Annotated in this window: 16 protein-coding genes; 12 read left to right on the forward strand and 4 right to left on the reverse strand. The window is 38.3% G+C overall.

Annotated features, from left to right (window positions below; all coding sequences use genetic code 11):
* Genes CXF85_RS14650 through CXF85_RS14660 form a run of 3 tightly spaced genes read left to right on the forward strand, consistent with a single transcriptional unit; the run spans position 1 to position 3,670 of the window.
* Positions 1-1,212 carry a pilus assembly PilX family protein gene (locus tag CXF85_RS14650; protein ID WP_101229391.1) on the forward strand — a complete coding sequence of 404 codons (1,212 nt, stop codon included), beginning with the start codon at positions 1-3 and terminating at the stop codon, positions 1,210-1,212.
* Positions 1,213-1,225: 13 nt separating this feature from the next.
* A complete protein-coding gene (locus CXF85_RS14655; protein ID WP_101229392.1) occupies positions 1,226-3,238 on the forward strand; it encodes a type IV pilus modification PilV family protein in 2,013 nt (670 codons plus the stop codon).
* Between the two features lie 15 nt (positions 3,239-3,253).
* On the forward strand, positions 3,254-3,670 hold the full coding sequence (locus tag CXF85_RS14660; RefSeq protein ID WP_101229508.1) for a type IV pilin protein: 417 nt from the start codon (positions 3,254-3,256) through the stop codon (positions 3,668-3,670).
* Positions 3,671-3,884: 214 nt separating this feature from the next.
* Here CXF85_RS14660 and CXF85_RS14665 read toward each other — a convergent pair whose 3' ends face one another.
* The gene (locus CXF85_RS14665) at positions 3,885-4,562 is read right to left on the reverse strand and encodes a response regulator (protein ID WP_101229393.1); all 678 of its coding nucleotides are present in this window, start codon (positions 4,560-4,562) and stop codon (positions 3,885-3,887) included.
* Positions 4,563-4,635: 73 nt separating this feature from the next.
* Complete coding sequence (locus CXF85_RS14670) at positions 4,636-6,102, reverse strand: ATP-binding protein (RefSeq protein WP_101229394.1); 1,467 nt, start codon at positions 6,100-6,102, stop codon at positions 4,636-4,638.
* A gap of 610 nt (positions 6,103-6,712) precedes the next feature.
* Here CXF85_RS14670 and CXF85_RS14675 point away from each other — a divergent pair.
* On the forward strand, positions 6,713-8,311 hold the full coding sequence (locus tag CXF85_RS14675; protein ID WP_101229395.1) for a cation:proton antiporter domain-containing protein: 1,599 nt from the start codon (positions 6,713-6,715) through the stop codon (positions 8,309-8,311).
* Between the two features lie 183 nt (positions 8,312-8,494).
* A complete protein-coding gene (locus CXF85_RS14680) occupies positions 8,495-9,874 on the forward strand; it encodes an ATP-binding cassette domain-containing protein (RefSeq protein WP_101229396.1) in 1,380 nt (459 codons plus the stop codon).
* Positions 9,875-9,908: 34 nt separating this feature from the next.
* Here CXF85_RS14680 and CXF85_RS14685 read toward each other — a convergent pair whose 3' ends face one another.
* Both CXF85_RS14685 and CXF85_RS14690 read right to left on the reverse strand, forming a co-directional pair.
* Positions 9,909-11,024, reverse strand: coding sequence for an alkene reductase (locus CXF85_RS14685; protein WP_101229397.1), 1,116 nt, complete (start codon positions 11,022-11,024; stop codon positions 9,909-9,911).
* Entirely contained in the window at positions 11,021-11,473 is a 453-nt protein-coding gene (locus tag CXF85_RS14690; RefSeq protein ID WP_101229398.1) for a VOC family protein, read from the reverse strand. Before CXF85_RS14690 ends, CXF85_RS14685 begins: the two co-directional genes overlap by 4 nt.
* A gap of 132 nt (positions 11,474-11,605) precedes the next feature.
* Between CXF85_RS14690 and CXF85_RS14695 the strand changes: the two genes are divergently transcribed.
* The 7 genes from CXF85_RS14695 to CXF85_RS14725 all read left to right on the forward strand — a co-directional run bounded on the left by CXF85_RS14695 (position 11,606) and on the right by CXF85_RS14725 (position 20,042).
* Positions 11,606-12,529 (forward strand): LysR family transcriptional regulator, encoded by a 924-nt coding sequence (locus tag CXF85_RS14695; protein ID WP_101229399.1) that lies wholly within the window; start codon positions 11,606-11,608, stop codon positions 12,527-12,529.
* Positions 12,530-13,016: 487 nt separating this feature from the next.
* Positions 13,017-13,616, forward strand: coding sequence for a transcriptional regulator BetI (betI, locus tag CXF85_RS14700; protein WP_101229400.1), 600 nt, complete (start codon positions 13,017-13,019; stop codon positions 13,614-13,616).
* 159 nt (positions 13,617-13,775) lie between these two features.
* Positions 13,776-15,239 (forward strand): betaine-aldehyde dehydrogenase, encoded by a 1,464-nt coding sequence (gene betB, locus CXF85_RS14705; protein WP_101229401.1) that lies wholly within the window; start codon positions 13,776-13,778, stop codon positions 15,237-15,239.
* A gap of 111 nt (positions 15,240-15,350) precedes the next feature.
* Positions 15,351-17,033 carry a choline dehydrogenase gene (betA, locus tag CXF85_RS14710; protein WP_101229402.1) on the forward strand — a complete coding sequence of 561 codons (1,683 nt, stop codon included), beginning with the start codon at positions 15,351-15,353 and terminating at the stop codon, positions 17,031-17,033.
* A gap of 523 nt (positions 17,034-17,556) precedes the next feature.
* A complete protein-coding gene (locus tag CXF85_RS14715; RefSeq protein ID WP_101229403.1) occupies positions 17,557-18,774 on the forward strand; it encodes a choline transporter in 1,218 nt (405 codons plus the stop codon).
* A 34-nt stretch (positions 18,775-18,808) separates the two neighbouring features.
* Complete coding sequence (locus CXF85_RS14720; protein ID WP_101229509.1) at positions 18,809-19,513, forward strand: TorF family putative porin; 705 nt, start codon at positions 18,809-18,811, stop codon at positions 19,511-19,513.
* A 52-nt stretch (positions 19,514-19,565) separates the two neighbouring features.
* Positions 19,566-20,042 carry a MarR family winged helix-turn-helix transcriptional regulator gene (locus tag CXF85_RS14725; protein ID WP_101229404.1) on the forward strand — a complete coding sequence of 159 codons (477 nt, stop codon included), beginning with the start codon at positions 19,566-19,568 and terminating at the stop codon, positions 20,040-20,042.
* Positions 20,043-20,246: the final 204 nt, after the last annotated feature.

Here is a 20,246-nt window from a genome sequence, read left to right on the forward strand (position 1 = left end):
ATGAAAACAAGAGAAAATGTAACACCCTATAATGGGAAAAGACAACGTGGAGCTGTGGTCATAACCTTCTCCATTATATTTCTATTATTAATCACATTGGTGACTTTATTTACGACACGTTCAATTTTGTTTGAGCAAAAAGTAATCAATAATCAAATGCGATCTAAATTAGCGTTTGAAGCGGCAGAATTTGGTGTTTCAGCAGCATATCAGTATATTTCAGATGACCCTGACAGAGATGGTGATGGCATTATTGATGCGATATTTGAGTTAAACAGTGACAATGTTGGCACAGTGAATACCAGTGCGGTAGGTCAACAACGTGTTGAGGTTTCTATCAGGGATATTGACTCCGATCCTGATGTTATTTTAGCGTTTGAAATAGTAGCGCAAGGTTTTAGTGATGACAGTACAGCAACTCGTACAATAACTAAATTTGTTACCGTGATTGATGCTTTGCCAAATGTCCCTAATAACCCTTTAACTGCGCATGGTACGGTTGATGTTAACGGCTCTGCTACCGTGCATAACTTGGAAGGTAGCAGCACAATATGGAGTGGTGGTGATGTTGATGTTGGCTCTAACAATAGTACTGCTACTTATATTGCTAATCCAGCTGATCCTGCATATCCCAGTTGTATGGATACACCAATGACCTGCAGTGAAACGCAAACATCTAATAAAACGACCATTGGTTTAGACATTATTGAACATGACTCAAATTTAGCCAATTTAACCGCAGAACAAATGTTTGAAAATTTTTTTGGTATGTCACCTAAGGCTTATCGTGCTGCTATGGTCGACATTGACTTATCCGCAGCAAATGGTGATGACTTTAATAGCGCAGCAAATTTAGCTCAGCATAAAATAGTTTGGTACGAAGGTGATGTTGATATAGGTAAAGTAACGGTGGGTTGCAAGGTTAGCGTCACAGGCAACAACCGCTGTTCTTCAGCAAATGAAGCACCTTCAATCGTTATTATTAATGGTAATGCCAGCTTAAAAGGAAGTCCTCATTTCTATGGCATTGTTTATGTTATGGGAGATGCCTCTCTATCTGGTAATAGTACCATTCATGGGGCAGTCATTATTGGTGGCATCGCAAAATCTACCACAGGTAGTTTAGACATTTGGTACAACTCTGGCTTATTAGAAGGTACTCGCGAAAATGGTCCTTTAGCTTCATCTGCGGGCTCTTGGCGAGACTTTTAACGAGGAAAACAGTATGCAATTAATTAAAAAATACCAAGGCGGAGTCGGCCTAATTGAAGTACTAGTATCGATGATGATTTTAGCTGTAGGCTTGTTATCAATAGGAACATTACATTCTAATATTATCAAGAAAAGTAGCGATAACAAGGCACAATCGGAAGCGATGGTCATTGCACAGCAGCGGCTTGAGCAATTAAGAAACTATAGTGCAGATATCACCACGAAAGAGGAGTTTTCAGAAAGCTATAGTAATATAACTAATGGTAATGAAACCTTATTCACCGGTACTAACGCTTCGTTTACGCGAGTAGAGTCTATTGCTGACGCGAATAAAGTAAAAGACGTTACTATTTTTGTTCACTGGCAAAATCGAAGTGAACAAAAGCAAACTGTTAGTGTAAATTCATCGATTGCTTGGCAAAAACCACGTTCAGCGGGAGATTCTGTCGGTGATGCTTTTGAAGCGCTTATTCCATCTGCTACAGGTCGTGCGGTATTAGGTGCCGGAGTGATAAGTGATTATGACTCCGCGATATTAATAGCGACTAATGAGGACTTAATGAAAGTCTATAAGGCTGAAAATGATGATAGCCTGTTGGTCGATACCGAAGGAAATGTTGTATTAACACTTGTGGATGCATGTGACCTTGATAGCGGTGAATGTACAGATTTCGTTCGAATATCAGGCTCTGTTTATATCGATGTAGCGTCTCAAAACAAACTTAATCCTGGTGATATTTTTGTCAAAGCTTCGGATGCTGCTTATTGCCAGCAATATTATACCGATATGAGCGGAAAAACAGTTGAGCTAAGTGTTGGCGATACTCAAGCGATGGTTACTGCGCCACAAGGCGATTATAAATATTATCATTATACCTGTTATCTAGGGGGAGGTTGGCACGGCAATATTGGTATTATTCTCGATGGAGGAATATCTCAAAAAGATAAAGTGTGCCAAGGGGATCCCACTTCGGACAACCTTTGGCAGCAACCTAGTATTGCCGCGAGGAGAGTTTATAGAGGGATGACTTATAAAGTAGATGAAAAAGGTGTACCTGTAAAAAATGAATCAGGTGACATTATTTATTACTCTATTGGTGTTGGGGATGCTGCACAAATTCCTACAGAAAATGGAGCCAGTCATGACTTTGTTATTTCATCATTAAATAATAGTGATACTGGCGGTGAACAATGTATTAATCAAGGAGTGATGGTGCGTCCCGATAGCAATAAACAGGGAACAGTTGGTGATTTATTTACACAAGTACCGACTGATTTTTTCTGTTTTAACGAAAATAGTGAGTTGGTTGATAGCTTTGATTCTTCAATTTTCTCTATAGATGATGTTTGCCCATTTGATCCAAGTGATCCTCCTTCTCAACGCCACATTATTACTGGCTCTGTCTCTGTTGTATCTCCAGAGGATATTACGGAACTTGTTGGTAATATGATGGTAAATACTTCTGATGGTAGCGGAAATTGCGCTATTGGAGAGGTGATGAAACCAAGTGGCGGACAATATCTACTTAACTATTCCTGTGATGTTTATGATTGGGGCAATGGCTGGAATGGCTATATTCAGCTAAATACAGATTATTCCCTTATTTCATGTACCCAGATACGAGAAAACTTTTCCAATATTAGCCAAGATAAATCTGCCGAAGGATATCAGTGTATGACGGGCAGTACGTTAACAATATCAGGTCAAGTATCATCTTCGAGTAATAAAGTCTTAACCTCCGCATTCATTTCCGATGATGGTGGTGAGTGCAAAGTGATCTCTGAAGGGCTTGCTTTTAGCTGCCAGAGTGATGTTTTTCCAACAGAGGAACTTTGGTCTGGCACACTTACTTTTGGTAGTAGCAGTGGTACAAAACTTTGCATCAATGAACCAAACTTACTATCAGGTTCCTATTCAATTTTAGATGGTACTAGTTCAACCGCAAGTATAACGTTGCAAGCGGTCCCGGCGAGTAATGTTAACTTGTCATTATTTGTAGTGTCTTCAAATAAAACTTGTCAATAAGCAGGGAGTAAACAGATGAAAAATAATGGTTTTACCTTAATTGAATTAATGATAACGCTCGCTATTGTAGGGATTTTAGCCGCAATAGCGTTCCCCTCATTTCAAGAATCAATAAGAGCAGCAAAGCGCTCAGATGGCATCGCTGCCGTGTTATCATTGCAATTAGCGCAAGAAAAATTTCGAGGAAGCTGCCCTAAATATGCTTCCATGTTTGGTAACAATAATAGCTGTAATGAACTAAGTATTGAACACGGACAAGTCAGCTCAGAAGGACATTATCAGTTATCACTTTCGCAAGTGACGGGTAATGCCTATGTTATTACTGCGACGCCGCAAGGTACGTTATCAGCGGATAAGGAATGTAACCCAATGACATTAACTGTAAATGCGGTTAATCCAAATGGATTGAAACAGCCTGAAAGTTGTTGGTAATAAGTCAATTTTATTAGTAAGTAATCTCATCGACTAGGTTACTTACTAAGCCATAAATAATGAGCTATTGTCATCACATTACTAGAATACACAAAACCCAAACTATTATTTCCTGTCATCTTTACGAGCATTCTTTTGTGATCCAATCTTGCCATATTTGCTTGTTTTCTTTCAGCTACGACTTCTGTAAGTAATGTTCACTTTTATACAAAAACTACAACACTAAACGATACCCAGTGCCATATACAGATTGTAGCCAGTCTTTACCGTCACTAATATCACTGAGTTTTTTACGCAGTTTTTTAATGTGGCTATCAATGGTGCGGTTATTAACAATACGGTGATCGGAATACATATTTTGCATTAGCTGCTCGCGGGTGAAAATACGTTCTGGGTTGTCAGCTAATGGTTTCAATAGCTGAAATTCGACCGCGGTTAAGGATACTTCTTGCTGATGAAAACTCACCATAAATCGATGTTCATCAAGTATGATCATATCTGAGGTGTTTTCGAGTGTTTGTGTTGGTCTTTCTGTTCTTCTAAGTACTGCTTTCACTCTCGCAACGACTTCACGCGGGCTAAAGGGTTTGCAAATATAATCATCTGCCCCTAACTCTAAGCCAAGTAAGCGATCAATTTCTTCTACTCTGGCAGTAACCATTAAGATAGGGACATTCGAGAATTGTCTAATTTCTTTGCACAAATCAATGCCATTTTTACCCGGTAACATAATGTCGAGTAAAATGGCTTTAGGTTGGTTGCTTTTAACCCAGTCGATTACTTCGTCGCCATGATGGATTAGATGCGGACTATACTCAGTCAGGGCAAAGTAGTCGGCTAATAAACTCGCTAACTTAACTTCATCTTCTACTATTAAAATCGAATTTGACATATCAGCCCCTAAAAATGATGGGTAATTAAATTATAGATAATTAAACTATAGATAATTAAATAATGGTTACTCATTACGCTAGTGGTAATTTAATCATGATAGCTAAACCACCCAACATAGAATGGCCAGCGCTAATTTCACCTTGATGAGCAACAACAATATGACGACAAATAGACAAACCTAAACCAGAGCCACCTGTTTTACGGTTTCTAGAATCTTCAACGCGATATAGATGCTCGAATAAATGTGATAAATGTTTATCATCTACGCCAACACCATCGTCGTCAAAGACAATAATAACTTGCCTAGCTGTTAACTCGTCTAGCTTGACCGATATGTTCAGTTGAGTAGCCGATGAGTATTTAATACAATTGTTAATGATGTTTTCAAATAACTGAACTAATCGGTTTATATCAGCATAAATATTGACTTCTTGGACGCTAAACTCAAGCGTTAATGATATGTCAGCATCAGCTAAGTAACCACGATACTTCTCTGTTTCACCTTGCATTAATAACACTAAATCCTCGTGCTGTTTACGGTAGCGCATGCCGCCGATGTCAGCACTGGTCAGTAAGTTTAAGTCATCGATTAAACGTTGCAGGTGTTTTACTTCATCATTTGCTGAAGTTATATTGCTCAAAGTCAGTGGTCTCACTTTATCAAGCATTGCTTCTAACTCGCCACGTAAAATAGCAACGGGTGTGCGTAATTCATGAGATATATTGGCCAGCCAGCGCTTCCTTGCTGATTCATTTTCTGTCAGCGTTAACGCCAATTCATTGTAATCTCGGCTCAACTGCCCTAACTCATCCTGTCGCTTTAGATCTATCGTTTGCTGATAATCACCTTGTGTTAATTTATGCATACCTCGTGTTATGAGCTTTATTGGCTCAACAACATGTCGGGCAAGGGGAAATGTCACTAAAGCGACTAGGCCCATAACAAACAGGGCAATAAGCCATAAATAGTGTCGTTGTTGTTCGATAAAGTCGACTTCGTAGCCCTGGGTTAGTTGGTTACGTTTAGAAATCGCGAAAAAACCAATGATACTATTGTTAAGCTTGACCGGCGTTTTTACATATTCCAATGATTGATGATAATTTCCGACAATAAGTTTTTCGTCAATATCGAGTAGGGCGTAATGCGACTCTCGTTTTGGAGGGTTCCTACCGTTAAAATCGTTACGAGAGGGTGGTCTGTTATGTTTTAGTGGTGGTGACATACCGTCCTGTTTTCTCAATCGTCTATGCTCAGGATCCCGCTTTCTTTGAGCATCATCAAAGTCACTACCATCAAGTTGCTGTGATATTAACCGACGGAATTTAGCGTGATCTCCTGTCATTGAACGCCAATTACTTTCAACTTTATAGACTTGTGACAGCTTAGACATAATAGGTTTAAATGTTTCAATTTCTTTAGAGACAACGTATTCAACCATGCCTTTACCAATGCTCCATTGCATCAGTAATACCAAAACGGTGACTAATGTCAGGCTAAAGCCAAACAAAAAAAGAAACAATTTATTTTGAATTTTCATTGAACACTTAATAATCCTAAGAGCTGTAATATGAAGTTGTTAGTGCATAAAACCTATTATATAAAGATGAAAAAATGCTTATTCATCTTTATATAATAGGTGAAATAATACCTTCCAAAAATGCTTTTAACGCAGCGTTGAGGGTACAGTATTTCAAGGTGAACATAATGCGTATGTGTAACAAGGTTCTATTTTTAAATAGCATAACAAAACAATGTGCAAAAAATATGCATAAGTATAAATAATTGCTTAGTGCTTATGTATAAGTTGTCGAGTAATCCCAGCGTAATATTCGGTTAACCTACCTGTCATTGACCACGTAAATACAATACCCCCCAAGACTATTGGATTGCACTATAAAGGTGCTTTTGCCTCAAAATAAACAGCTAATTATTCGTTTATCAAATGTTTAATTTTAAAAAACGTTATTTTATTTTAAGTGATTGAAAATTAGTGTTTATTTATTGTGGGTAGTAGATGCTTTTTGCACTTTTACTGGTCTGTAATGTGCATAAGAGTAATAAGTAAATTTATTCATCAATTTTTAATTACCCACATAACCCTTTATAAATAATTGGTGTAACTTTTTAGTTTCACTTTAGGAGACAAAATGGATTCCATTCTGGTAATCATTGCCATATCGTTAGCCATTGCTAGCGTTATAAATATTATATTAACCAAATTTTCGATTTCCCATATTATTGGCTACATCATTACCGGCACTGTGGTTAGCACGCTTTTCGACTTTAATGGCAGTGAAAATCTTGACTCCCTAGAACTTATTGGTGAGTTTGGTATTGTTTTTCTCATGTTTACTATCGGTTTGGAAATGTCTTTTGCTAAATTAGGCAAAATGAAAAAACTAATATTTTATAATGGTTTTATGCAGGTGGCATTTAGCGCTTTAATTATTTTTATCTTGGCATTTTATGCTTTTAATCTTGATGCTATATCGTCATTAGTTATTGCGCTTTCATTCAGTTTGTCTTCAACGGCCATCGTATTACCTTACCTCAAAAAATCAAAAGATATTGTCACCCCTTATGGTGAAAAATCTGTCGCTATTTTAGTTTTTCAAGATTTAGCGGTGATTCCTATTTTATTACTAATGAGCTTCCTATCAAATAATGAATTATCACTAACCGACGTTTTATTAAAAACACTATTGTATGCCAGTGGTATTATTATTTTCATGTTCACCTTGGGAAAAAAAATAATCGCCTGGTTACTGCATTTCTCGTCTAATGCCCGAATGGAAGAGTTGTTTTTAAGTTCTGTTTTTACCATTGTTTTAGGGGCGTCATTGTTTGCCCATGAAATGGGTTTTACTTATTCATTAGGCGCATTTATCGCCGGTATGATCATTGCTGAAACTAAATTTCATATAAAAGTAGAATCGGACATTTCTTCATATAAAGATCTGTTCTTAGGCGCATTTTTCTTTTCTATTGGCACAAAAATAAATATTGATTACTTTATTAATCACCTGCATTGGGTGCTGGGTATTTTAGTATTGGTCATGGCTGTCAAAGCAATAATCATTTATATGCTGATGAGAAAACAATCGAATAAAAGTGACTCAATAAAATCTGCGGTTGCCTTATGCCAAGTAGGGGAGTTCTCTTTCGCTATCTTTGCGCTGGCGCTAAATCAGCATATTATTACCGACGAGTTAGGCAGTTTCCTGATATTAATAACGGTACTATCAATGATTCTAACGCCTTTTATGGTGAACAAAATTTATAAAATAGCGTCAATTTTTGTGGTCGAATTTTTTGAAGCAGACAACATAACCGCGGTAAAAACAACTAATCATACCATCGTTTGTGGCTTTGCTATTATTGGCCGAATTGTCGCTAAAGAACTAGCTAAACGAGGGGGTGATTTTTTAATTATTTCCGATAATTTACAACACGTATTACTTGCTAAAAAGCGTGGTTATAATGCTTATTTTGGTCATTTAGATAAACTGCCGGTATTAGAATCACTCAACGTAGAGCAAACGAGCAGTATTATTATCACGGTTAACTCATTAAAAAATAAACAAATAATTTGTGAGTCAGTGCTGGATTATTATCCAGATGCAAACTTAGTGGTTAAAGTGAACACCCTTGAAGAAAAGGTTGCCTTGGCAGATATTAACATTAAATATTTCGTGCATGCTCAACAGGAAACAGCAAAATTGTTAGTTAAAAAGAGTTTGGCTTAAATTAGTCTAATAATTTGTTTTCGATTACTTTTCTTGCGGTTTTAAATGAAGTTTAGCTGTAAATTTATCGTAGATGTTATGACTTATATTTTATAAGTAGGTTTTATTTTTAGCTGTAGATGATAATTTAATGCTATTAATCTAATAAATAATAATAAACCTAGCATTGAGCCGAACTCTTTTATGATAAACATTACAAATTTTGAACACACCAAGTTAGCGATTAAAAGTTGGCAAATACTTGAAAATGAAAGCTGGTGTATTTTGGGGCGAAATGGCGCTGGAAAACAATATCTTGATCAGCTTTTAACGGGCACTCTACAGCCTGACTCAGTAAGTGAGTTTAAAATTCCTCATGCAGATAAAGTAGGCATGGTTTCTTTTGAAAGCCAACAAGATGTTTATGAAAATGAATTTAAAATTGATGTTTCCGGTAATAGTAATGACAACGATAGTGGTACTAAAGCGAAAGATTTTTTACCCGAAGATAAACTCAACGATGTTTTGATCAGTGAGTTTGGTTTAAGTCATCGACTTGAAAGTGGTTATCGTCAGCTAAGTACAGGTGAGGGGAGAAAGCTCTTAATCTTACAAGCAATATTTAATGGCGTAGAGCTTTTGGTATGCGATAACCCCTTTGATAGCTTAGATGAAGCGTCCTGCTTAGCTTTATCAAATGCGCTAGAGCGGTTATCGAAAACAGGTATTAATGTTTTACTGATGCTAAACAATCGACAAGATATTCCCCCATGGTGCAACAAGATTGCTTTTATTGAACGAGGACAGCTTGACGTTGTTGGTAAGCTAGACACGGATGAAACTAAGCGACAACTTGATGCTTTATTAGCGCCAGTGTCTGACGATGTTAGTTGGCCAACTAACATGCAAGAATTGTGTGATTATAAGCACCCCCATTTAGTAAAACTGATTAAGGGAAAAGTTCAGTACAAGGGCGTGAGTGTTTTTGAAGATTTAGATGTTTGCATCACGCCATTGCAGCATACCCTGATAACGGGTCCGAACGGCAGTGGCAAGTCGACATTAATGCAGTTAATTACCGGCGATTGCACTCAATGTTATAGCAATGATATTCATGTGTTAGGTTACAAAAGAGGCTCGGGTGAAAGCATCTGGGAACTTAAGAAAGACATGGGTATTGTCAGTGCGGAATTACACCGACAATACCGAGTTAATGGGGATTTGTTAACGGTCGTACTTTCCGGTTTTTATGACTCTATTGGTCTTTACCAACAACCGGAACAGCATAAAATAGAAATCGCTCGACAATGGTTAAACAAAATAGGTTTATTGGCGCAACAACATAGTTCTTTTCGAACGTTAAGTTATGGAGAACAACGTTTAGCTTTAATCGCTAGAGCCTTGGTTAAATCTCCCTATTTATTGATTTTAGATGAGCCGACCCAAGGTTTAGATGAACTTAATCGTCATAGAGTGCTTAATTTTTTAGAACACTTATCCGAACAAAAACACAGTACTATGTTACTCGTTAGTCACCGTAAAGATGAATATCTTTCAATATTTAAGCAGCATATAAAATTGTAACCGCTCTCAAGTCGTTACAGCGATATAAACGCCTTTAGTTAACTGACTTAGTGTCAGCATAGTTTGGATAGTCGGTATAACCCCGTGCATCTCCACCAAACAATGTTGATGTGTCAGTAATCTCGTTTAAAGGCAATTCATGACCAAAGCGGTAAGGTAAATCAGGGTTAGCTAAGAACTTTCGTCCATAAGCGACGAAGTCTACTAAACCTGTATCGATGAGATCAACGCCTGTTTTTGCAGTGTAATTACCAGCAACAACAATACTACCGTTAAAGTTAGCACGAAGGGCATGTCTAAATTCATCACTTACCATTGGTGCATCATCCCAATCAGCCTCTGAAAGATGAATGTAATCTAAACCCATTTCATTAAACTTCTTACTAGCGAGTAAAATAGCATCTATTGCTTCAGCGTCATCCATACCGCGTTGTGTTATGAAAGGAGCAAGGCGAATGCCTACTTTATTTGCGCCAATTTCGTCGCCTACCGCTTCGAGCACTTCCATAACAAACCGTAATCGATTGGTGATTGAACCACCGTATTCATCGTCACGTTTATTTGAACTACGACGCAAAAATTGGTCAATCAAATAACCATTGCCACCATGAATCTCAATACCATCAAATCCCGCTTCGATAGCATTGCTGGCTGCGCGACGATAATCGAGAATAATCTCTTTAATATCTTGCTTTGATAACGCACGTGGTACTGGACAATCTAGCATTCGGCCAATACCGTCAACACCAACAACCCAGACTTGTGCATCTGGCGCTATAGCTGATGGTGCAACAGGTAGTCCATCGGCGTGGAATGAGGCATGAGACATTCGTCCGACATGCCACAACTGAGAAACGATATGGCCGTTTGCCTGGTGAACAGCTTGAGTCACTTTTTTCCAACCCGTTACTTGCTCAGCTGTAAACATACCAGGGGTAAATGAGTAGCCTTTTCCTTGTGCAGATATTTGTGTTGCTTCTGTAATAATAAAACCTGCGCTGGCGCGTTGTGCGTAATATTCCGCCATTAAGTCAGTGGGGATATCGTTAGGTTGAGCGGTACGTGAACGCGTCATGGGTGCTAAGACAATCCTATTACTTGCTTTGAATGTACCTAACTTCTTTGAGCTAAATAAAATTGAGTTTTTCATAATATTTTTCCTCCTAAAAATTGTAGATTTTCGTTAGTTTGATATGTCAGTTGAGTCTTTATTTCTGCTGTTTCTTTAATTAGCTTTTGTTGGCCATTAAGGGGAAAAAGCATTTCTACAGTTAAGCCATCAGGGCCGATAATAAATACCTGTCGTTCATTTGAAATAGGTACTACCTTTTCGGTAAAGGTGTGAGTGCTATCATTAAGTCGCTTCAGTAGTGCACTGTAATCGGCGCCTTCAAGTGCAACATGGGCAATTGAACCATTGCTAAAAACTGAGTGAGGTTGCTCGGCGATATGTATTAATGGCTTTTCTTCGTTATACATCCATAATCCATTGAATGGAAAAGGTGGACGATTTCCTATGTGTAAACCAATCAATTTGGTCCAAAATTCCTCCATTGCTTTAAGGTCTGTCGTTAGCACTAAAACGTGATTAATATGCATGTTCTATCCCTTTAATTACTTGCCATGTGTTTTGTGAGTTAAATAATAGGTCTTGCTAATAAACAAAACAATTACCATAATTGTTAAAACATTCTTCTGTAATTCGGAATAATATGAGCAAGACAACACGATATGGATAAGCTCGGCGATATTGACTTGTTTGTCAGGGTGATAAAAAATCAAGGTTTGGCTGCTGCAGGAAGGGAAGTAGGACTTTCACCTGCAAGAATGACAGCGCGAATAAACGGGTTAGAAGAAAGATATGGCGTTCGGCTTCTTAACCGGACAACTCGTCAGGTATCTTTAACTGATGAGGGACGAAAATTCTACATCTCTTGTGAGCGTATTTTAGCTGAAGTCGAGCAGGCTGAAACGTCATTACAAACAGGCCAAACAAGTTTTACTGGTGCACTACATATAACTGCGCCGTCTGATCTTGGTCAACAACATATAGCACCGGTATTATCAACGTTTGTAGAAGAGCATCCTGGCATTACACCTTATCTCTATCTATCTGACAGTGTTGTTGACTTAGTCGGAAACGGTTTCGATTTAGGCATCCGTTATGGCAACCTAAAAGACAGTACGCTAATAGCACGTAGATTGGCGAGCAATCGCCGAGTATTATGTGCCTCACCTGATTATTTGAAACGAAAAGGCACACCAAGGTTACCAGAAGAGTTAACAGATCATGATTGTTTAACCATGGTACGTATGACCGAACCTCTAACTACTTGGTATTTTCAACGAACGGGTGAAAATAGTTCTGTTTCAATTAAAGGGGCTCGTGCTTCCAATGATGGTGCTTTGATTCGGCGTTGGACCGTTGAAGGCGCTGGCATTGCACTAAAGTCATATTGGGATATCGCCGATGATCTAAAAGCGAAACGCTTAGTGACCATCATGGATAATTACCAATATGATTTTAGTAGAACTGGAACTTCAGGAGGAGCTGATCTTCATGTTCTTTATCCTAATAGAAAATTCATTTCACAGCGTACTACTGCATTTATTGATGCTTTAAAGGATTATTTTTATTCAGTGAACAGCGAATAAGCCAGATATCAATAAAGCCTTTATGCACAGCTCAACTATTTCTTGAATACCGTATTTAGCGGTTGTTAATTCATGTCGTTAAGAAAAATGACAATTAACTATCAAGCTATTGTTTCAAATGTATTTTATAACTTAAATTAGTCATGAATATTACTATGAAATAGGATGTGGTACTTAGTGGTATTTGAATATTTTAGATTACCCTCTTATCAATTCTTGTTAATCCTCATTTATCTCTAATTATTTTCAACTGGTTTATTCATTATTTTATTCATTAATAAAACTCAATAGAGATAGTTAGAATACGAACCTTTTACTTTCAATGGTAAATTTTCACTTAGTCATTAGTGCTAATTATTACGTTGTTTTTAGCTGTTTCAAGCCATTTCTCGATCGTTTTATAATTATTGTCACTTGATGTTTTTGGTTAAAATCGTTAGTATTATAATTAATTGAACGTTCAATTAAAAAAGATTTTGAGAGATGAATGCCAAAAGTTGGAATGAAACCACTACGAAAACAGCAATTAATTAACGCTACTTTAGAATCTGTGGCGCAATACGGCTTACAAAACACCACTATTATTACCATTAGCAGGATCGCCGGATTATCGTCAGGCATCATTAGTCATTATTTTGGTGGTAAGCAGGGATTAGTCGAAGCAACGGTTAAACATCTGTTGGATCAATTGAAGTCAGCCTTACTAGAACGTGTTAGTCAGCCTAACCTTAGTGCGACTGAACGACTTGAAATGATCATTGAGGCAAACTTCACCCAATTACAACGTTCAGCACCCGCAACAAAAACCTGGCTAAGCTTCTGGGCGCAGTCTATGCACCAACCCGGACTAGCTCGGTTACAACATATCAACAGTAAACGCTTGTACAGCAACCTACTTTTTTCTTTTCGACAATTATTAACAGATGATTCAGCGGTTATAGCGGCTAAACAAACCGCTGCGATGATTGATGGTTTCTGGTTACGAAGCGCATTAAGTCCGAGGCCTGAAGAAGAATTTAAACAGGCTCAACAATTATGTAAAAAATTTATAAATGATCTGCTTATACCAGTTTCATTAATTAGGTGATCTACTTTATACGTAGGGAAAATTGCCAATTACTAGGCATTTATTTTAATAACTAGTTGTTCTAATTATTAAATAAATAACAAAGTAGTTGGTGATTTTAACAAGTAGAAATGATCACATAGTTAGTGATATTGGTATTAAACAGTCTGGAGATGTCAATTGTCGTTAATACGTTATAGAAATTTTGTCGATGGTGCCTACATGGCGAATGACAGTGGTGAAACATTTGATGTGATTAACCCTGCAACGGGAAAAGTTATTTATCAGGTTGAAGTTGCTGATGAAAAAATTAAACAAGAGACAATAGCAAGTGCCCAGCGTGGTTTTGCTACGTGGTCTGCAATGAGCGCTACACAGCGCAGCCGAATTTTACTTAAAGCGGTAGCCTTATTACGTGATCGTAATGATGAATTGGCAGAAATTGAAGTACTTGATACCGGTAAACCATGGCAAGAAGCCTCAGTGGTTGATGTGGAGTCAGGTGCTGATTCTATTGAATTTTTTGCGGGCTTAGCCCCTGGTATTGAAGGTAATCAACAACAAGTTGATGGTGACTTTTATTACACTCGTCGTGAAGCGTTGGGTATTTGCGCAGGTATTGGTGCTTGGAATTACCCAATACAGATAGCCTGTTGGAAAGCTGCCCCAGCGCTAGCGTGTGGTAATTCGATGATCTTTAAACCATCAGAAGAAACACCGTTAGGCGCATTAAAACTTGCGGAAATATTTACCGAAGCAGGTATTCCTAATGGCGTATTTAATGTTGTTCAGGGCGCAGGAGAGATAGGCTCTTGGTTAACTCATCATACCGAGATTGCTAAAGTTTCTTTTACCGGTGAAGTCGGTACTGGTAAGAAAGTCATGGCAGGTGCCGCTACTACGCTTAAAGATGTCACCATGGAGCTTGGCGGAAAGTCACCGCTGATAATTTTTGATGATGCTGATATCGACAATGCGGTTTCTGCGGCTATGTTAGGTAACTTCTATACTCAAGGTGAAGTTTGTACTAATGGTACGCGGGTATTCGTGCAAGAATCTGTCTATCCAACCTTTATTGAGAAACTAGTTGAACGTACTCGCCAAAATATTGTAGTGGGTGATCCAATGGATCCAGCGACTAATTTTGGTGCGCTTATCTCGTCAAAGCACTTTAAGCTGGTATTAGATTATATCAATATCGGCATTAAAGAAGGCGCTACACTGCTTCATGGCGGTACATCGCTACAACCAGAAAATGCACCGGATGGCTATTTTATTGCGCCGACTATTTTTACTGATTGTACGGATGATATGACAATTTGCCGTGAAGAAATTTTCGGTCCAGTGATGTCTGTACTAACCTTTACTGATGAAGATGAAGTAGTGACTAGAGCTAACGCAACTGAATTTGGCTTAGCAGCAGGCGTATTTACCCAAGACATTACTCGTGCTCACCGTGTTATCCATCAAATGCAAGCAGGGATTTGCTGGATAAATAGCTTTGGTGCATCACCTGCACAAATGCCTGTTGGGGGTTATAAGCAATCTGGTATTGGCCGTGAAAATGGCCTTGTTACGCTTAATCATTACACTCAAATTAAAGCAGTCTATGTTGGGTTACAGCCACTTGATAGTCCTTTTTAAAGAGGATTTTCGATAATATATTCGGACATTAATCCACAGTGTTAAGTATGTGGATTACTGTTAATGAAAGTAGAAAAAAGTAGCAAAAAAAGTAACAGGTAAGAGTTTTACATGAATAGCGAAAAATTTGATTACATTATTGTTGGTGCCGGCTCTGCGGGCTGTGTACTAGCTAACCGTTTAAGTGAAGACAGTAATAATCGCGTATTGTTACTTGAAACTGGCGGAAGTGATAAAAGTATTTTTATTCAAATGCCAACGGCATTGTCAATTCCAATGAATACCAAGAAATATGCTTGGCAGTTTGAAACCCAACCTGAGCCATATCTTGATGAACGCCGCATGCATTGTCCTAGAGGCAAGGTTTTAGGTGGTTCTTCATCTATTAATGGCATGGTTTATGTTCGTGGTCATGCGAGAGATTTTGATGAATGGCAGCAACATGGCGCTAAAAACTGGGATTACGCTCATTGTTTACCTTATTTTAAAAAAGCTGAAACCTGGGCTTTCGACGGTAATGAATACCGTGGTAAAACCGGGCCATTAGGGGTAAATAACGGCAACGAAATGAAAAACCCGCTGTATCAAGCGTTTGTTGATGCAGGCGTTGAAGCCGGTTATTTTGCTACCGATGATTATAATGCTGCTGCACAGGAAGGTTTTGGTCCTATGCACATGACGGTTAAAAACGGTGTGCGTTGTTCAACTTCTAATGCTTACCTTCGCCCAGCAATGACGCGCAGTAATTTAACCGTAATAACCCACGCTTTAGTACATAAGGTTTTACTCGAAGGTAAAAAAACCGTTGGCGTACGTTATGAACGTAAAGGAAAAATATTCGACGTAAGTGTTGATAAAGACGTTATTTTATCGGCTGGGCCTATTGGTTCACCACATCTGTTACAGTTATCAGGTATCGGTCCTAAAGAAGTATTGCAAGAAGCGGGCATTGAGCTTAAACATGACTTACCTGGTGTTGGTCAAAACTTACAAGATCATCTGGAATTTTACTTTCAATTCAAATGTAAAAAACCCATCTCACTTAATGGTCAGCTAGGTTTGTGGAACAAATTTTTGATTGGCAGCCGTTGGTTTTTCACTAAAAAAGGCTTAGGCGCTACCAATCACTTTGAGTCATGTGGTTTTATTCGCTCTAAAGCGAATGTTGAATGGCCAGATTTACAATACCATTTTTTACCGGCAGCAATGCGCTACGATGGTAAAGAAGCCTTTGCTGGTCATGGTTTTCAGGTGCATATTGGCCATAACAAACCGAAAAGTCGCGGTGCTGTTAAAGCGATATCAACCGACCCTAAAGCACATCCACAAATTCGTTTTAATTACCTTGAGCATGAAGAAGATCGCGAAGGTTTCCGCGCCTGTGTGCGTTTAACCCGAGAAATTATTCACCAAAGTGCACTTGATGACTATCGTGGCGAAGAAATTCAGCCAGGTATTGCAGTTCAAAGTGATGAAGAAATAGATGCCTTTGTTCGCCAATCTGTTGAGAGTGCTTATCACCCATCTTGCTCATGTAAAATGGGCAGTGATGAAATGTCAGTTGTTGACTCGGACACTAAAGTGCATGGTATTGAGGGATTACGCGTTGTCGACTCGTCTATTTTCCCAACCATTCCTAACGGTAATCTTAATGCGCCGACGATAATGGTTGCCGAACGTGCGGCTGATCTTATTTTAGGTCGTGAAACATTAGCACCATCCCAAGCTGAAGTTAAGATTGCACCAAATTGGCAGCAACAACAACGTGCGAACGAGCCAAAAAGAAAAATATAAAAATAATTAAACCAGTTTAACCGTGAGCATTCTTTCAGGCGTTAATTATAGCTATCAATAGAGTTATTCCCGTTTCATATGAAGAAAAAATTTTCAGCTGAAACGGGTATACATGGTGACGATATTTAAAATTTGAAGCTTCAAACTATATGCATTAATTAATTCACTGCTGTTTGAGGTAAAACCGAATGCTTTAACAATACCCGTTACCATTCAAAGTGCAGGTGTCAGTGGGAATTAAAATGCCCTTTAGGCAAGGTTGATAATTAAAGCATAGTCATTCTATGGTTTGATTATTAACCGACGTATAAAGTCATTTTAAACCCATCGTAGAAGCGCTTGAGCAACATCACTTCATCGTTGCTATGATTTATAAGGGAATAACCCTTATTTCATCACAGCGCCTTGAATTGAAATTGCTCAAGCACTCTGAAACATGCATCTTGAATGATAACGGGTATACAATAAAGAAAGAGGAGTAATACGTGTTTACATTTATTAAAACCATCATCGGTGGTCAGTTATGACCGCTTGGTTATCTGCAGGGATTTTATTTACCTTTGCCGCCATTGCCTTTGTGTTATATCGCTGGGGAAATATTCGCTGTGTTGGTGTGACGCCCGTTAAAACATTTACCTTCATTGCTATTTTGTTCACATCTGGGCTTGATGTAGGACTTATCATGTTCCCGTTGACAGAATTTGCGGGTTATGCCGATTTAGCAGCGAGTCCTGAGTATTCGTTTACTAATGCTTTGTCTATCGAATTTGGTTTTTGGGCTTTTCTTATTTGGGGCTTCTACTTCCTAACGTGTTTTTACTTCTGTGTTATTGAACCACGGGTACAATTTTTTCAAATACCTTTGATTAAGTTGATTAACAATGTGGTCATCATAGGCACCTGTGCGTTTACCGCGTATTTATTGCTCACCAACTTGCCGTGGTATGTACCTGAGCTTGGTGATGGCGAATCAATTATTGGTAGTTTCTATCTGATTGTTTTCTTAGTGATTGCTGCTGCTGTCTATTCAAGTACTAGCATACGTTATGTACGTTTGCTTAGCCTAGCGACTACTTGGTTGTTTATCGGTTTGATTGCCGTGATGTGGAGTGGTGCTTTTCTTGTTGAAGGTTCAAGTATAGGTGAATTTGCCAGTACGCTTTCTTTACTTGGCGGTTATTTTGGTAATATCCACGAATTCGTTCTGCCATTAAATGATTATCATGAATTCTACCTATACTGGTGGTTTGCTTGGAGTATTATGATTGGCCAGTTCACTGCTCGTTTTGTTGGTGGTTTACGTACTTATCAGGTGTTGGCAGCAATGTTGATATTCCCATCAATCCCTATCGCGATATGGTTCACAGTGTTGTATTACTACAGTGTTAACGGACTGGAAACTGCGGGTTTTTATAATATAATGATGGCTATTGTAGGTGTTACTTTTGTGATCAACTCGCTTGATTCCTTAATTCGCTTATACACGGATAACTTAAATTTAAGTGTGGACCGCGTGGGCAAAGTAAAATACTTTTTGGGCAATATAATTGCGCTAAGCTTACTTACGTTGTTATTTAAGTTGGATTTCCTACAAATTCAATGGGTTGGTGCCGTAGTTATCGGACTGTTTTTCACTTGTTTTGGTTATATCCTATTGACCAAGTTTAAAGAAGTCAGTGAGATAAAGTGTTCACCAGAAGAAAATGAAATCGATTTTAATAAAATAGAACTAATAAACTAGTTTCATCAGTCAAAAATTAATGAGTATAAAAATTATGAATAAAACTTTAATTGCAGCAGCAACAACTTGTTTACTAACACTTTCTACTAGCGCTTTAGCTGATGTATCGGCAACAGTTAACTTAGCTTCTGATTACACCTTTAACGGTGTTAGCCAAACAGGTAATGATCCTGCGCTACAAGCGAGTTTGGATTATGCTGCAGACAGCGGATTTTATGCGGGCACTTGGGCTTCTAATGTTGATTTTGGCTCAGGTGAAGATACCAACATTGAGTGGGATGCTTACGTAGGACAATATTTTCAGCTTAATGACAAAATAGGTCTAGATACAGGTATCGCTTATTACACTTATCATGGTGATGACGCCTCTGACACTTACAATTACCCTGAAGCTTATGCTAAATTTGGTTACAGCTCATCTTTGGGTGATAGTGAAGTAAACTTTTGGTATAGCTGGGATTATTTTGGTTTAGATGTGAGTCACTACATCGCCATGATTGCTCATACCGTAGAAGTATCGCCAGGGCACAACATTAAGGTGACTTTCGATCGTTCAACTTCAGCGGATGAAAATAAATGGGCATGGGATGGTAAAGATGCCTACAACCATTACCGTGTTGAGTACATGACAAGTTGGAAAACGCTTGATTTTGATCTTGCTTTTGAAAACACGACTATGGATTATGATGCGGCTGATGCACGTGTAGTGCTATCGGTATCTCATACATTTAGTTTATAATCTACTTAGATGATAGTCCCTGAATTTTCAGGGGCTAAATGAGTAGATAACTATGGAAAAATACGAACAGCTTTTAATTTCATTACGCCAAGTGATCCGTGCGATAGACATACATTCTAAACAACTGAATAAAAAATCAGGATTAACGGGTCCTCAGTTGATGGTAATGACCAAGATTGCCCAGTTAGATGGACCAATGGCAAAACAGGTTGCTAACGAAATTAATCTGAGCCCTGCAACAGTTACCAGTATTATTGACCGTTTAGAAGCAAAAGAATTAGTTATACGTAAACGTAGTCAGTTAGACAAGCGTAAAGTCGAGCTGTACCTTTCATCTACTGGGGATGTGCTACTGCAAGGTGCGCCAAAACCACTGCAAGAACATTTTATCAAACGTTATCAGGGACTCGAATCTTGGGAACAAAGTCAGTTATTATCCTCAGTTGAGCGTATTGCTGCAATGATGGATGCAGAAGAACTTGATGCTGCACCAGTACTCATTGTTGGACAAATCCAAGAAGGACAGTAATTAACCGTTATAACCATGGTCCACTGTCGATTATCTTAGTTACCGAAGGTTGATTTTTACGCTATTAAGTTAAGAATTGTTAATATTGAGCCTTTCAATCTCTAATAATGCGCATAGCGCTTCCAGTCATTGCATTAGCGCTGTATTATCAGCGCCAAAATTAAGTCTTTGGACTCAAATTTACAGCTATTATTAAAAATAATT

It is taken from the genome of Colwellia sp. 75C3 (assembly GCF_002836255.1).
GTDB lineage: Bacteria > Pseudomonadota > Gammaproteobacteria > Enterobacterales > Alteromonadaceae > Colwellia.

Coding starts and splice junctions, on each gene's coding strand:
- CXF85_RS14720 (WP_101229509.1), top strand. CDS start 18,809: ATGAATAAAACTTTAATTGCAGCAGCAACAACTTGTTTACTAACACTT.
- CXF85_RS14660 (WP_101229508.1), top strand. CDS start 3,254: ATGAAAAATAATGGTTTTACCTTAATTGAATTAATGATAACGCTCGCT.
- CXF85_RS14670 (WP_101229394.1), bottom strand. CDS start 6,102: ATGAAAATTCAAAATAAATTGTTTCTTTTTTTGTTTGGCTTTAGCCTG.
- CXF85_RS14690 (WP_101229398.1), bottom strand. CDS start 11,473: ATGCATATTAATCACGTTTTAGTGCTAACGACAGACCTTAAAGCAATG.
- CXF85_RS14725 (WP_101229404.1), top strand. CDS start 19,566: ATGGAAAAATACGAACAGCTTTTAATTTCATTACGCCAAGTGATCCGT.
- CXF85_RS14665 (WP_101229393.1), bottom strand. CDS start 4,562: ATGTCAAATTCGATTTTAATAGTAGAAGATGAAGTTAAGTTAGCGAGT.
- CXF85_RS14675 (WP_101229395.1), top strand. CDS start 6,713: ATGGATTCCATTCTGGTAATCATTGCCATATCGTTAGCCATTGCTAGC.
- CXF85_RS14655 (WP_101229392.1), top strand. CDS start 1,226: ATGCAATTAATTAAAAAATACCAAGGCGGAGTCGGCCTAATTGAAGTA.
- betI (WP_101229400.1), top strand. CDS start 13,017: ATGCCAAAAGTTGGAATGAAACCACTACGAAAACAGCAATTAATTAAC.
- CXF85_RS14650 (WP_101229391.1), top strand. CDS start 1: ATGAAAACAAGAGAAAATGTAACACCCTATAATGGGAAAAGACAACGT.
- CXF85_RS14695 (WP_101229399.1), top strand. CDS start 11,606: ATGGATAAGCTCGGCGATATTGACTTGTTTGTCAGGGTGATAAAAAAT.
- betA (WP_101229402.1), top strand. CDS start 15,351: ATGAATAGCGAAAAATTTGATTACATTATTGTTGGTGCCGGCTCTGCG.
- CXF85_RS14680 (WP_101229396.1), top strand. CDS start 8,495: ATGATAAACATTACAAATTTTGAACACACCAAGTTAGCGATTAAAAGT.
- CXF85_RS14685 (WP_101229397.1), bottom strand. CDS start 11,024: ATGAAAAACTCAATTTTATTTAGCTCAAAGAAGTTAGGTACATTCAAA.
- CXF85_RS14715 (WP_101229403.1), top strand. CDS start 17,557: ATGACCGCTTGGTTATCTGCAGGGATTTTATTTACCTTTGCCGCCATT.